Source organism: Actinoalloteichus caeruleus DSM 43889 (assembly GCF_000429185.2).
GTDB lineage: Bacteria > Actinomycetota > Actinomycetes > Mycobacteriales > Pseudonocardiaceae > Actinoalloteichus_B > Actinoalloteichus_B caeruleus.
In genome coordinates this window covers 226,703-239,696 of record NZ_AUBJ02000001.1, presented here as the reverse complement: position 1 = coordinate 239,696, position 12,994 = coordinate 226,703, and the positions used below count along the sequence as shown (strand labels likewise).

The window sequence follows — 12,994 nt, the reverse complement described above, 5'->3', positions numbered from 1 at the left end:
TATGGCCGCCGTCCGCTCACCAACCACCGGTACTCCGGACGCTCGACCGCAGGAGCAGCTCGTAGAGGGTCGCCGAGAGGGCGGACAGCTCCCGCAGCCTCTCCTCCGCCCGGAGGCCGGCGTGGGGATCGCGGTCGGACGGCCTCTGCGGTGGGGCGACGGCCTGCGCCATCAACGCTACCTGCCGGTCGGCGGACGTCCGCAGGGCTCGGAGGTGCCTCGGCTCCAGACCGTAGTCGGCGGCGTGCCGCACCAGGCGCGCGATCCGCACGGCGTCCCGGTCGAAGAAGCCGACAGCTCCCGACCGGACCAGTCCGTAGTGTTCGAGCTCGACCAGCATGACCTCGTCGATGCCGGCGGCGGCGAGCATCTCCTCCCGGGTCAGCCGGGCCGCGCGACCAGCGTCCTCCGCCGCATCGCCCGGGCACGGGTCCGGGCGCTCCTCGCTCCGACCGCTCCAGCGCGGGTCGGCCTCGAGTCGATCGCGGATCCAGCTCAGGGGCAACCCCTGGTCCCGCTGAGCGGCGAGCACCAGGCGGAGGCGCGCGATGTCGTCCGACGTGAAGACGGGTGACCCGGACCGGGACTCGGAGGGCGATACCAAGCCCTCCGACACCAGGAAGAGAACCCTGGCCAGCGACAGGTCGGGGAAGTCGGGACGGAGCTCGGTGAGCACCGCCCCGACGCTGATCGCCTCGTGTCCGGGCCGCCCGGCCGGGGTCACCGCTCCTCCTGGCCCCCGATCGGACCGGTCAGGAAGACGAGCCGGAACTTGCCGATCTGGACCTCGTCGCCGTTGGCGAGCACCGCGGTGTCCACGGGCTCCCGGTTGACGTAGGTCCCGTTCAGGCTGCCGACGTCGACGACGACGAACTCGTCGCCCTCACGGCGGAACTCGGCGTGACGGCGGGACACCGTCACGTCGTCGAGGAAGATGTCGCTGTCCGGGTGACGCCCCGCACTGGTGGTCTCCCTGTCGAGCAGGAAGCGGGACCCGGCGTTCGGGCCCCTCTTGACCACCAGCAACGCGGAACCCGTCGGAAGAGCGTCGACTCCCGAGACCGCGGGCTCCGCCGCGGGGGAGTCGGAAGGCTCCACCTCGTTGAGGAAGTCCGCGCGGAAGACCGAGGTCTGTTCCGGGGACCGCTCCGGCGGAGTGCCGGGCCCGTCGTTGGTGCTCACCTGAGCTCTCCTCCTGCTGGTTAGGCGATCCAAAGCCGATCTCAAACTACCCTGCCGCCACCAACGCACGTGGCCCGACTCCCGTGGTCATGAACATTGGCGACCGGGGGCCGGCGCCAATCCCTCTCGTACAGTTCCCGCGCCCGCTCAGCCGTTGTCGGCCAGCTTGGCGTACTCACCCGCGTCCAGCAGACCCTCGAGCTCGCTCGGGTCGTCCGGCCGCACCTCGATCATCCACCCGTCCCCGTACGGGTCCTCGTTCAGGGACTCCGGTTGATCTTCCAACCCAGTGTTCCGAGTCAGGACCTCGCCGGCAAGGGGCATGTAGATCTCGGAGACGGACTTGGTCGACTCGACCTCCCCGATCGTATCGCCGGTCGCGAAGCGCTGGCCCGGCTCCGGCAGCTGGGTGAACACCACGTCCCCGAGCTGGCGCTGCGCGTAGTCCGTGATGCCGATCCGCACCGTGCCGGACTCCTGGATCGCCACCCACTCGTGCTCCTGGGTATAGCGCAACTCTTCCGGAACCGCCGACATCTCTCCTCCGATCACTGGTTCGCTGGGCTCATCCTGCCAAGGAGCCGGTGCCGGCGGAACTCCCCCCTACTCGGAGCTGACCCCGCTGGTCTCGGGGCGGGTCCCCGCCGCGGCCCCGCTCCCGAGGACGGCCCGCGCGCCCTGCCAGAGGTACAGCAGCCCGGACCACAGGTACAGCGCGCAGCCCCAGACCGTGAACGCGTACGCCACCGGCTGCGCGATGAGGCTGACGGTGGAGGTCCCCTGCGCCAACAGGAGGAGCGGGAACGCGTAGAGCAGGCAGAACGTCGCCGCCTTGCCGAGGTAGTGGACCTCGTAGGGCCCGAACCCGTGGTGTCGGAGGACGAGCAGGGCGAGACCGAGGACGATCTCCCTGGCGAAGAGGACCAGGACCAGCCAGAGCGGCACGATGTCCCGGATCGCGAAGGCCACCAGGGTGGCCGCGATGTACAACCGGTCGACCGCCGGGTCGAGCATGGCGCCCAACCGGCTCGACTGGTCCAGCCATCTGGCCAGCTTCCCGTCGAGCCAGTCGGTGATACCGCTGAGCACCAGGATCAGGAGCGCGGCGACGTCCGCGCGCGGGACGAGGAGCAGCCAGAGGAAGACCGGCACCCCGGCGAGCCGCAGGAAGCTCAACAGGTTCGGGACCGTGAGGATCCGGTCCTGTTTGATCGCCGTCCAGCTGGTGTCTCCCAGCTGCGCGCTGAGGAAGCCGTCCGGTGCCCCCTGCTCGTTCGGCCTGCCCTCGGGCCCCATCGCCACCCCATTCACGTCCTGGTCCCAGGGCCGCTTGCCCCCTCGCGCCCCAGGTCAAGCCTTACACACCGGCCTGACTGGGGCGCCGAGTGCTCCCGTCAGGAGCTCGTGCGGCTCCAACCGCGCCGCTGGAGCTGCGCGTTGGTGAGGGTCAGGGCACGCCCCCTGTCGTCCACGCCGACCCAACGGGCCCGGCCCGGGGCGTCCTCGAGGACGTACGCGTGGCCCCTACTCCACACGACGGTGAAGGGGGTGGTCGGCGGGGTGTCGGACGTCGTCTCGGTTCCCACGGCCATGTCAACGCTCATGCGCGGTCGCACCTCCATCAGGACTGTCGGCACCACGGCGTGCCGCGTTAGCTCCCTGATCCAGATTCTCGGACAGAGGCAAGCGCTTCTCACGTTCTTCTGCCTCGCGGCGAGCCGACCGGCCGGAGCAGCTCGCCGAGCAGCGCGGACCGGTGGTGCCGGGCTGACCGGCCGCGCGTCCCGATGGCACCGTTCGTCGTCCGGGCCGACCGACGAACGGTCGCGTGGCCCAGCCCCTCCGCCTGCTCGCCCGATCTTCCGGCGGTAGCTTTACGAGAGCCGGGTGGCGACACCGTCGGTGCCGACGCCCGGGTTTCCGTGTTGACCGTTGCCCGACATGAGGTGGGACCTGTGACCACGCCATACACGCTGCCCGATCTGCCCTACGACTTCGGGGCGCTGGAACCGCACATCTCCGGCGAGATCATGGAGCTGCACCACGACAAGCACCACGCGACCTACGTCAAGGGCGCCAACGACGCGTTGGAGCGCATGGCGGAGGCCCGGGACAAGAACGACCTGGGCTCGGCCAACCTGCTCCAGAAGAACCTCGCGTTCAACCTCGCCGGTCACGTGAACCACTCCGTCTTCTGGCCGAACCTGTCCCCCGACGGTGGTGACAAGCCGGACGGCGAGCTGGGCGCGGCCATCGACGAGTTCTTCGGTTCCTTCGACGGGTTCCGGGCGCACTTCACGGCGAACGCGCTGGGCATCCAGGGCTCCGGCTGGTCGATCCTGGCCTGGGACTCGCTGGGGCAGCGGCTGATCCTCGAGCAGCTCTACGACCACCAGGGCAACCTGGCCGCCGGCTCGTACCCGCTGCTCATGCTCGACATGTGGGAGCACGCCTTCTACCTGCAGTACCGCAACGTCAAGGCGGACTACGTCAAGGCGTTCTGGAACATCGTCAACTGGGCCGACGTGACGCAGCGGTTCACCGCCGCCCGGGGCGTCAAGATCGGTTGATCCGACCAGCGGGGTGGGGCGGGCCGCCACTAAGCCGGTCCGCCCCGCCACGTGGGCGCGTTGCCCGAGGACGCGGCGGTGGTACCGAGCCGGTCAGGGTGCCGTGCCCGCCTCGGCCCGGGTCAACACGAACAGGCTCTCCGGGCCCCGCATGAGCCTGCTCCGGCGCCACCCGACCTCCTCGGGGGGCCCGGCCAGCCGGAGCCCGGGAAACCGCCTCAGCAGCACCCCCAGACCGATCTCGGCCTCGGCCCGCGCCAGCGGCGCTCCGAGGCAGTAGTGGATGCCGTGCCCGAAGGCCAGGTGGCCCGCGCTCCGTCGGCGGAGGTCCAGCCGGTCGGGCTCGGGGAAACGGGACGGGTCCCGGTCGGCGGCACCGAGCGAGACCATCACGACGGCGTCGGCCGGCAGGTCGACCCCCGCGAGCCGCACCGGTTCGGTGGTGAACCGGAAGGTGGCGACGTTCACCGGACCGTCGTGCCGCAGGAGCTCCTCGACCGCGGCCGGCAGCCGAGCGAGGTCCGCGCGCAGCCAGGCGAGCTGCTCGGGATGGGTGAGCAGGGAGAGCACGGCGGTACCCAGCAGGTTCGTGGTGGTCTCGTGGCCGGCGATCAGCAGCAGGGCCGCCAGCGAGACGAGTTCGCCCTCGCTGAGCCGGTCGCCCGCGTCCCGGGCGGCGATCAGCTCGGAGAGCAGGTCGTCGCCGGGTTGGCGGCGACGCCGTTCGACCAGTTCGGACAGGTAGTCCGCGAGTTGGTGGGACGCCTCGTCGATCACCTCGGGCTGCCCGGCGAGGAAAAGCCGCGAGGACCACGCGCCGAGCGCCGCGCGGTCGGCCTCGGGGACGGCGAGCAGTTCGCAGATGACGGTCACCGGCAGGGGCAGCGCGAAACGCTCGACGAGGTCCACCGGGCCGGCCTCGGCCGCCATCGACTCGGCCAGTCCCTCGGCGATGGCCCGGATCCTCGGGCGCAGGCGGTGGACCGCCGCCGGTGTGAAGGCCGCCCTGGCCAGGCCCCGCAGCCGTGTGTGGTCCGGTGGGTCGGTGGCCAGCATGGTCTGGCTGACGGCCGGGGCGAGGTCCCTGCGCCGGCCGCTCCTCGCGAAGATGTGGCCCGCGGCGCGCACGTCCTTGCTGATCCTGCCGTCGGCCAGGGCCTCCCGGGCCTCGGCGTACCCGAGGACGATCCAGGCCTCGTGGCCCCCGGGGGACCTGACCTGGCGCACCGGGCACTCGGCCCGCAGGCGGGCGTAGGTGGGGTGGGGGTCGCGGAACCACTCGTCCTGGAAGAGGTCGGGCCCGTCCTCGTCCCCGGTGGGCGGCTGGTCTGGTGCCCGCCGTGCCGCCGCCGAGGGACAACCCGCCCCGATCGGGCGCTCGGCCGGGCCGTCCGCCCCCTGGCCGGGCTTCGGGACTTCCGGGTGGTGCTCCCTTGCTGCCGCCATGCCGATCAGGCCCCCGAGGGCACGTCGTCGGAGGCGCGCTCGCCCCGGTGGGGCCGCACCAGCGCCGAGGAGACGAAGGCGACCGAGACCCGACGCAGGAAGGCGGTCTCGCTGGCCAGGTCAGGCGGTAGGGCGGTCTCCGGCCCGGGGTCGGGGGAGGCCGAGTCGCCACCACCGGGGTCGACCGGCCGGCCGGACCGTGCGCCGGCGATGGCCGCGCTGATCACCGCCGCCTCGACGGTGGCGGCGAGGTCCTCTCCCGTGAGACCGGCCGCGCGGCCCGCGCCGCCCACCTGTTCGGCGACGGAGGGGTCCCGATAGGGCCGGAGCGCGAGCACACCGTCCCGGATCTCGATGACGCGGCGGTAGAGGCGCATGCCCACGTCGCGCCGGCCGTAGTCGCCCTTGACGGCGTCGGGGGAGGTCAGCGCGATCTCCGGCACGGCCTCGTACAGCGCCGCCCACAGCGGGCGCAGCTCACGGTAGGCGCGCCACTCCCCCGGAGCCCTGACGAGCCGGTTGATGATCGGGGCGACGGCGGGCAGCAGCAGCCCGACGGTCATGACCAGCACGGACGCCGCCGGCATCCCGACCGACATCGCGCAGCCGAAGTTGTCGAACGGCGTGACGCAGTAGGACTCCGACCCGGTTTCGGGCCCCTCCAACGCGGCGCGCGTCGTGCTGTACAGCTTCTCCGCGACGTACGAGAGTCCCAGGACGCAGCCGACGGCGAGGACCCGGAGTCCGATGCGCAGGCTCCCGCCCGTGGCGTTCGAGTACCTCAACCCCAGCCAGGCGAGGTCGACCAGGACGGCGCCCAGGTAGGCGGAGTAGACGAGGACGTAGCCGGCGAGTGTCGGGTGGGTCGAGTAGTACTCGCCGAACAGCCCCCGGGACTCGGGGATGTCGGCGGCGAGGAACAGGACGAGGAGCGCGAGTTCGGCGACCGCGAACACCAGGAACCGGCGGGGGGCCCGTCGGCGTGCCTCCTCGGGCGGGTGAGCGAGGTACAGCAGCAGCATCACCGCGGAGAAGGCGGCGGCGAGGGTCCCGAGGTTGGACAGCAACCGGCCGATGTTGGGGTAGATGCCGGCGAGCACGGCCTGCGTCGCGGGGGCGAGGACGAGGAAGGCGAACCCCAGTGAACCCAGCACGCCGACGAGCGCCCACCTGCCCGGGTTCCCGCCAGGGCCCCGTCTCAGGTTGCGCACCGCCCGGAAGGCCGCGGCGAGGGAGACGAGCAGCGAGACGGTCAGGAACAGTGCGGTGACCATTCACACCCCAAAGATGTCTTCGGCTCGGTCCGCGGCCTGGGCGATGTCCGGCGAGGTGTCCGATCGGTGGGAGCGCCTGGGTGGTGCGCCCGCCCGCCCCAGGATGAGCGAGGCGATCATCTCGGCCTCCTGTTCCTCCACCGCGGAGTAGGAGGAACGCCCCAAGGTCCTCACGACCACGTCCGGATCGAGGTCCGGGGCCAGCGCGCGGAGGAAGTCGCGGTCCAGCAGGTGCGCCCCGGCGTGGTCGGAGATCATGTGCCCCACCTCGTGCAGCACGATGTGCCACACGTGGAGGGGGGTCGTCCGGGCGTGGGCGATCACGTCCATGTCGCCGAGATCGAGCCACATCCCGCACGCCCGGCCCGCGACGTGGTCGCTGGGGTGCAGCGTGATGGGGCGCCCTCGGTGGTGGGCGAGCCGGTCGAGGAACACGGTGAGGTCGAACGGGCGGGGGATCCCCGCGCTCCGGTCGAGCTGACGCACCCGTTCCTCACAGCGCCGGCGCAGGTCGTGGTAGTGCACCGAGGTGGCCACCTCCCTCGTCAACGGCGGCGCGTGCGGGCGTGCCATCCGTAGGCACGCCAGGGGTTGCCGCGTCGTCCGCGTCCGCTGGTCACCGACCACGTTCCCTTCCCTCCCGGTGCTCCTCGAGGGCGGGCGGCACGGCTCGTGACCGTGTCCGGGCCGGACCCGTGGTTCCCCTGGCCGCCACACCACGGGTGGCCGCTGGCCCGGCGGACGGCGGGGCACCCCGGGTGTAGGACCACCAGCGGCGGGTCACCCGCGGTGCGCACCGCGCGGGGTGACCGACGTGGCGGGCTGGCGGGGGACCCGCCGATCATTATGCCGTCCGGAGCGAGCCCGACATCCCCCCAACCCGGGGCACCACCGTTCGGCCGAACGACGGATCTCCGCCTGGAGCAGCGAAGCGCGGCGCGGCGCGCGGACGAGTCCCGACCTGCCCGCCCCGGTGGACGCCGGGAAGTGGGACGGCTGGCAGGAGGGAGCGGGGAGTGGGACCGCGCCCCTGCCCCGGTCCCGGGCTCAGCGACGTGGGTCGTCGGCGTCGGACGCCGTGGCGGGTGGGGGCGTCCGCCCAGCGGCCCGCATCTGGCTGATCTCCTCCACGATCCGGGCCACCGAGCGTCGTGCGTCGTCGTCGAGCTGCATGGTGCGGAGGGCGACGTCCCGGACGTTGGCGTCGCGCAGGGCGTTGACGAGGTCGAGTTGGGCGTCGACACGGTGCGCGAGCGCGTCGTCGAAGAAGTAGCCGACGTGGACTCCGAAGAACTCGGCGAGCGCCTCCAGGTGCCGCTTGGTGGGGTTGTCCGACCGTCCCTTCCGGAGCGCCCAGATGTAGCTCTGGGAGATGTTCACCCCACGTTCGCGGATCGCGGCGGCGACGTGCTCGTTGCTGTACTCCCCCTGTCCCGGCGGGTGCACGCGGGCGAAGAGGTGGTTCAGCTTGCCGGCCAGTGTGCGCGTCTCGGGCTTCTCCGCCTCGGCCATCGCCACCCTCTCAGTCCCCCCGACTTAGACTCACAACGACCCCAACGGAGCAATCTCTTCACGTGGGTTGAAACGGACTCCGCTCTCACCTTAGACTCGCGGCAAGGAACGACTCAACTGTCCTGAAAGCATCCTCCGATCCACTTTCAGTGGAGTGGAAATGCCGAGGGGCACCGGTCTTCCTTGTCTGGGGGCTGGGGGGCAGTCCACCACTTGGGCGCAGGGGAGGCACCCAGGTGGTGGGCAAATCCCTCGTCCACACCCCGTTCTCGCCGATCCCGGCACTGGGTGTTGACACCGCGAGCCCGAACGACCACAGCCTACCGCCAGCCGGCCCACGGGCGGCGAGGATCGCGATGGCACGGCTCCGCTTCCCCGCTCTCTCCGTATCCCGTCGCCGCCACGTCCGGCGTCCCCACACACCGGGGAGCCGGCGCACCGCTGGCAGGGACGGTCCCGCCAGGGGCCAGGAGCCGTGAACCCGCCATGCCGGCTCCCGACGTCGCGGGCGGGGACCCGAGGGAACTCGGGGGCGCCGGAGCCGGACCGGATGAGTGGGCGGGCTCCCGTCGGAGGCGCGGAGCTCCCCTGGCGGTGACGGGGCCACGTTGGCGGGAGGGGGATCGGGCTGACGGGCGGTTCCGACCGACCACCCCTCGCCGAGGGCGCGCTGGCCGGTCGGACCGCCCGTTCGTCACCCCGAGGGCCACCCGGGTGACGGGCCGGAGGTCAGTGCCCCCGGTCAATCCACTCCTGGAGGTGCGGGGCCTCCGCTCCGATCGTCGTGGTGTCCCCGTGCCCGGTGTGGACGACGGTCTCCGCCGGCAACGTCAGCAGGCGGTCCCGGATCGAGGCGATGATCGTCGGGAAATCGGAGAAGGACCGTCCGGTGGCACCGGGGCCGCCCTGGAACAGGGTGTCACCGGTCAGGACCGCGGTCAGCTCGGGCACGTGCAGGCTGACCGAACCCCAGCTGTGACCGGGCGTGGCCAACACCCGCAGGGTCAGACCGGCCACGGTGAGCTCGGCACCGTCCACCAGCTCACCATCGGGTGCCCGGCCGGGGTGCGCGACATCCCAGAGGTGGCGGTCCTCCGGGTTGATCAGCACAGGAGCGCCGGTCGCCGAGGCGACCTCGACCGCGGCGTTGACGTGGTCGTTGTGCCCGTGGGTGCAGGCGACGGCCACGACCGAGCGGTCGCCCACCGCGGCCAGCACCGCCCGCGCGTCGTGCGCCGGGTCGACGACCAGCACCTCGCGGTCGTCGCCCACGAGCCAGACGTTGTTGTCCACGTCGAAGTCCTGACCGTCCAGGCTGAAGGTGCCCGAGGTCACCACACGTTCGATCGAGGCGGCCATCAGAGCATCACCACCGAGCGCAGCACGTCGCCGTGGTGCATCCTCTCGAACGCCTCCTCCACGTCGTCGAGCGAGATCCGCTCGGTGACGAAGTCGGCGAGGTTCAGCCGTCCCTGGAGGTACAGGTCGATGAGCATGGGGAAGTCCCGGTCGGGCAGGCAGTCGCCGTACCAGGAGGACTTCACCGCCCCGCCCCGGGAGAAGACGTCCAGCAGCGGCAGTTCGATGGTCATCTCCGGAGTGGGCACCCCCACCAGGACGACGGTTCCGGCCAGGTCACGGGCGTAGAAGGCCTGGCGGAAGGTCTCGGGCCGCCCGACGGCGTCGATGACGACGTCCGCGCCGAAGCCGTTGGTCAGCTCGCGGACGCGCTCCACGACGTCGACCTCACGCGCGGCCACGGTGTGGGTGGCGCCGAACCGGCGCGCCGTCTCCAACTTCCGCTCGTCGATGTCGACGGCGATGATCGTCGACGCCCCGGCGAGCCTGCTCCCGGCGATCGCGGCGTCGCCAACGCCCCCGCACCCGATCACCGCCACGCTGTCGCCCCGGCCGACCGATCCGGTGTTGATGGCGGCCCCGATGCCGGCCATCACGCCGCAGCCCAGCAGGCCCGCGACGGCCGGTTCGGCGGCGGGGTCGACCTTGGTGCACTGCCCGGCGTGCACCAGGGTCTTCTCGGCGAAGGCCCCGATGCCCAGCGCCGGGGTGAGCGGTGTTCCGTCGGCCAGGGTCATCTTCCTGGCCGCGTTGTGCGTGTCGAAGCAGTACCAGGGGCGGCCTCGCCGACAGGCGCGGCACTTCCCGCACACCGCGCGCCAGTTCAGCACCACGTAGTCCCCCGGCCGGAGGTCGGTGACGCCCTCGCCGACCTCCTCCACGACGCCGGCGGCCTCGTGCCCGAGCAGGAAGGGGAACTCGTCGTTGATCCCGCCCTGGCGGTAGTGCAGGTCGGTGTGGCAGACCCCGCAGGCCAGGACGCGGACCACCGCCTCCCCGGGCCCCGGGTCGGGTACCACGATCGTCTCCACCGTGACGGGCGCGTCCTTGCTCCTGGACACGACTCCGCGAACCTCGTGCGGCAACGGACCGGACCTCCCTCGTGTGGTGCTCGGCCGCCCGGGACGGGCGGCCACGGCCAGAGGTAGATCCTGCTGGACGTGGCCGACGAGCGCCACCGCCACGTTCTGGTGGTGCGCACTCGCCGGCCACCTGCCGGCCGTCCCCCGTCAGTCCGTCACTCGGCGCCGGCCAGCGCGGCGCGCGCGGTCGCGCTGGCGCTCACCAACGCGCGCAACGCCGGCTCGACCTCCGGGTAGCCACGGGTCTTGAGCCCGCAGTCCGGGTTGATCCACAACCGCTGCCCTGGGACGGCGGCGAGCGCCGCCTCCACGAGGCCGGTGACCTCCTCGACCGCGGGGACCCGGGGCGAGTGGATGTCGTACACGCCCGGACCGACGCCGCGTCGGTACCCGATCTCGTGCAGGTCCGCCAGGACCTCCATCCGCGATCGGGCGGCCTCGATGGTGGTGACGTCGGCGTCCAGCCCGTCGATCGCCTCGATGACGTCCCCGAACTCCGAGTAGCAGAGGTGGGTGTGGATCTGGGTGCCGTCCGAGACCCCCGCGGTCGCCAGGCGGAAGGCGTCCACGGCCCACGACAGGTACGCGGCGCGGTCGGCGGCGCGCAACGGCAGGAGTTCCCGCAGCGCCGGTTCGTCGACCTGGATGACCCGCAGACCGGCGGCCTCGAGATCGCGGACCTCCCCGCGCAGCGCCAGCGCCACCTGGGCGGCGGTGTCCGCGAGCGGTTGGTCGTCCCGGACGAAGGACCAGGCCAGGATGGTCACCGGTCCGGTGAGCATTCCCTTGACCGGGCGGTCGGTCAGGCTCTGGGCGTAGGAACTCCAGTCGACCGTGATCGGGGCGGGACGGCTGACGTCCCCGTGCAGGATCGGGGGTCGCACGCACCGGGAACCGTAGGACTGCACCCAGCCGTGCTCGGTGGCGGCGAACCCGTCGAGGTGCTCGGCGAAGTACTGCACCATGTCGTTGCGTTCCGGCTCACCGTGGACGAGCACGTCCAGGCCGATGTCCTCCTGGAAGCGGATGACCCGCTCGATCTCGATCCGCATCCGACGGCGGTACTCGTCCTCGGAGAGGCGGCCGGCCCGGCGCAGCGCGCGCGCCCTGCGGATGTCGTCGGTCTGCGGGAAGGAGCCGATGGTGGTGGTCGCCAGCGGCGGCAGCCCCAGCTTGTCCTGCTGGGCCTTGGCGCGGACCTCGTAGTCGCCCCGGGTCCGGTGCTCGGGCCGCAACGCGTCGATCTGGGCCCGGACCTGGTGGTTGCGACCGGCGGCGCTGGACCGGCCGGCCAGGACCTCCCGGGCGCCGGCCAGTTCCTCGGCGACCTCCCCCGTCCCGCCGGTGAGCGCGCGCTCGAGCAGGACGACCTCGGCGACCTTCTGCTCCGCGAAGGCCAGCCAGGAGCGGACGGTGGGGTCGATGCGCGTCTCGCGACGGACGTCGTAGGGCACGTGCAGCAGCGGTGCCGAGCTGGAGACGTGCACCGAGCCGGCCACCCCCAGCAGGGTGGCGCAGGCGCCCAGCGCGGCGTCCAGGTCGGTGCGCCAGATGTTGCGGCCGTCGACGACGCCGGCGAGGACGGTCTTGGTCCGCAGGCCGCTCAGCCCGGTCAGGTCGTCCACGGAGGAGGGGCCGGCCACCAGGTCGACGGCCACGGCCTCCACTCCGGTGTCGGCGAGCACGCCCAGCGCGGGGCCGAGGTCGCCGTAGTAGCCGGCGACCAGCAGCGCCGGGCGGTTGGCTACGGCGGAGAGCCGGTCGTAGGCGGCGCGGAGTGCGGCCAGGTCGCCCTCGGAGCGGTCGGCCGCGAAGGCGGGCTCGTCCAGCTGCACCCACTCGACACCCGCCTCGCCGAGCTCGGTCAGCAGCCGCTCGTAGACGGGCAGCAGCCGGTCGAGGAGGCTCAGCGGGGTGAAGTCCTCCGGCGCGTCCTCGGCGCGCTTCGCCAGCAGCAGGAAGGTCACGGGCCCGAGCACCACCGGCCTGGTGGTCACCCCCAGCGCCCTGGCCTCCCGGTACTCGGCGACCGGTTTGTCGTCCGACAGCGAGAACTCGGTGTCGGGGCCCAGTTCGGGGACGAGGTAGTGGTAGTTGGTGTCGAACCACTTCGTCATCTCGAGGGGGGCCGCGTCGCCACGTCCCCGGGCGGCGGCGAAGTAGGTGTCGAGCGGGTCGAGACCGAGCCGTCGGAAACGGTCCGGGACCGCGCCGAGCATGACGGCGGTGTCGAGGACCTGGTCGTAGTAGGAGAAGGTGTTGCCGGGGACGGAGCCGAGGCCTGCCTCCAGCAGGCCGGTCCACGTCTCGGACCGGATGCTCGCGCCGACCCGGCGGAGTTCGTCCTGGTCGATCCGCCCGGCCCAGTACGCCTCGACGGCGCGCTTGAGTTCACGGTCGCGGCCGATCCTGGGGTAGCCGAGCACGGTCGAGCCCAACGGGGTCGGGGCGGGGCGGGGGGTGGTCGGAACGTCGGTCACTGCTCTCTCCTCGCGAGCTCGTACCACGTCCGGCCGGGGAGGCGGTGTTCCCGCGCGGCCGTGGAGCCACGCGCCAGGCGGGCGCCTGG

At 72.2% G+C, this 12,994-nt stretch carries 13 protein-coding genes; 1 reads left to right on the top strand and 12 read right to left on the bottom strand.

The window, feature by feature from the left end; genetic code table 11:
* Window positions 1-16: 16 nt before the first annotated feature.
* From ftsR to G443_RS00995, 5 genes are all read right to left on the bottom strand, one after another.
* Window positions 17-724, bottom strand: a complete 708-nt coding sequence (gene ftsR / locus G443_RS01015) for a transcriptional regulator FtsR (RefSeq protein ID WP_026418752.1) — start codon at window positions 722-724, stop codon at window positions 17-19.
* Window positions 721-1,182 carry a glycogen accumulation regulator GarA gene (garA, locus tag G443_RS01010; RefSeq protein ID WP_026418751.1) on the bottom strand — a complete coding sequence of 154 codons (462 nt, stop codon included), beginning with the start codon at window positions 1,180-1,182 and terminating at the stop codon, window positions 721-723. Before garA ends, ftsR begins: the two co-directional genes overlap by 4 nt.
* A 147-nt stretch (window positions 1,183-1,329) precedes the next feature.
* Window positions 1,330-1,719, bottom strand: coding sequence for a glycine cleavage system protein GcvH (gene gcvH, locus G443_RS01005; protein WP_026418750.1), 390 nt, complete (start codon window positions 1,717-1,719; stop codon window positions 1,330-1,332).
* 66 nt (window positions 1,720-1,785) lie between these two features.
* Entirely contained in the window at window positions 1,786-2,484 is a 699-nt protein-coding gene (clsA, locus tag G443_RS01000; RefSeq protein WP_245588795.1) for a cardiolipin synthase ClsA, read from the bottom strand.
* A 92-nt stretch (window positions 2,485-2,576) separates the two neighbouring features.
* The gene (locus G443_RS00995) at window positions 2,577-2,786 is read right to left on the bottom strand and encodes a hypothetical protein (protein WP_026418748.1); all 210 of its coding nucleotides are present in this window, start codon (window positions 2,784-2,786) and stop codon (window positions 2,577-2,579) included.
* A 351-nt stretch (window positions 2,787-3,137) separates the two neighbouring features.
* On the opposite strand from G443_RS00995, the gene G443_RS00990 reads away from it, so the two are divergent.
* Window positions 3,138-3,752, top strand: a complete 615-nt coding sequence (locus G443_RS00990; protein WP_026418747.1) for a superoxide dismutase — start codon at window positions 3,138-3,140, stop codon at window positions 3,750-3,752.
* A 93-nt stretch (window positions 3,753-3,845) separates the two neighbouring features.
* Here G443_RS00990 and G443_RS00985 read toward each other — a convergent pair whose 3' ends face one another.
* The 7 genes from G443_RS00985 to metE form a co-directional block, all read right to left on the bottom strand.
* On the bottom strand, window positions 3,846-5,198 hold the full coding sequence (locus G443_RS00985) for a cytochrome P450 family protein (protein WP_245588784.1): 1,353 nt from the start codon (window positions 5,196-5,198) through the stop codon (window positions 3,846-3,848).
* A gap of 5 nt (window positions 5,199-5,203) precedes the next feature.
* The gene (locus G443_RS00980) at window positions 5,204-6,472 is read right to left on the bottom strand and encodes an MAB_1171c family putative transporter (RefSeq protein WP_026418746.1); all 1,269 of its coding nucleotides are present in this window, start codon (window positions 6,470-6,472) and stop codon (window positions 5,204-5,206) included.
* Window positions 6,473-7,045, bottom strand: a complete 573-nt coding sequence (locus tag G443_RS00975; protein WP_211237525.1) for a hypothetical protein — start codon at window positions 7,043-7,045, stop codon at window positions 6,473-6,475.
* Window positions 7,046-7,519: 474 nt separating this feature from the next.
* Window positions 7,520-7,984, bottom strand: coding sequence for a helix-turn-helix domain-containing protein (locus G443_RS00970; protein ID WP_035292091.1), 465 nt, complete (start codon window positions 7,982-7,984; stop codon window positions 7,520-7,522).
* Between the two features lie 729 nt (window positions 7,985-8,713).
* A complete protein-coding gene (locus G443_RS00965; protein ID WP_026418744.1) occupies window positions 8,714-9,343 on the bottom strand; it encodes an MBL fold metallo-hydrolase in 630 nt (209 codons plus the stop codon).
* Window positions 9,343-10,428, bottom strand: a complete 1,086-nt coding sequence (locus G443_RS00960; RefSeq protein ID WP_035292035.1) for an S-(hydroxymethyl)mycothiol dehydrogenase — start codon at window positions 10,426-10,428, stop codon at window positions 9,343-9,345. The genes G443_RS00965 and G443_RS00960 overlap by 1 nt, the downstream gene beginning before the upstream one ends.
* Window positions 10,429-10,580: 152 nt before the next feature.
* Window positions 10,581-12,905, bottom strand: a complete 2,325-nt coding sequence (metE, locus tag G443_RS00955; RefSeq protein ID WP_051313934.1) for a 5-methyltetrahydropteroyltriglutamate--homocysteine S-methyltransferase — start codon at window positions 12,903-12,905, stop codon at window positions 10,581-10,583.
* Window positions 12,906-12,994 lie beyond the last annotated feature (89 nt).

Bases quoted from the DNA above. Each gene is read 5' to 3' on its own strand.
- gcvH (WP_026418750.1), bottom strand. From the start codon at position 1,719: ATGTCGGCGGTTCCGGAAGAGTTGCGCTATACCCAGGAGCACGAGTGG.
- G443_RS00995 (WP_026418748.1), bottom strand. From the start codon at position 2,786: ATGAGCGTTGACATGGCCGTGGGAACCGAGACGACGTCCGACACCCCG.
- G443_RS00985 (WP_245588784.1), bottom strand. From the start codon at position 5,198: ATGGCGGCAGCAAGGGAGCACCACCCGGAAGTCCCGAAGCCCGGCCAG.
- G443_RS00980 (WP_026418746.1), bottom strand. From the start codon at position 6,472: ATGGTCACCGCACTGTTCCTGACCGTCTCGCTGCTCGTCTCCCTCGCC.
- G443_RS00975 (WP_211237525.1), bottom strand. From the start codon at position 7,045: ATGGCACGCCCGCACGCGCCGCCGTTGACGAGGGAGGTGGCCACCTCG.
- G443_RS00970 (WP_035292091.1), bottom strand. From the start codon at position 7,984: ATGGCCGAGGCGGAGAAGCCCGAGACGCGCACACTGGCCGGCAAGCTG.
- G443_RS00965 (WP_026418744.1), bottom strand. From the start codon at position 9,343: ATGGCCGCCTCGATCGAACGTGTGGTGACCTCGGGCACCTTCAGCCTG.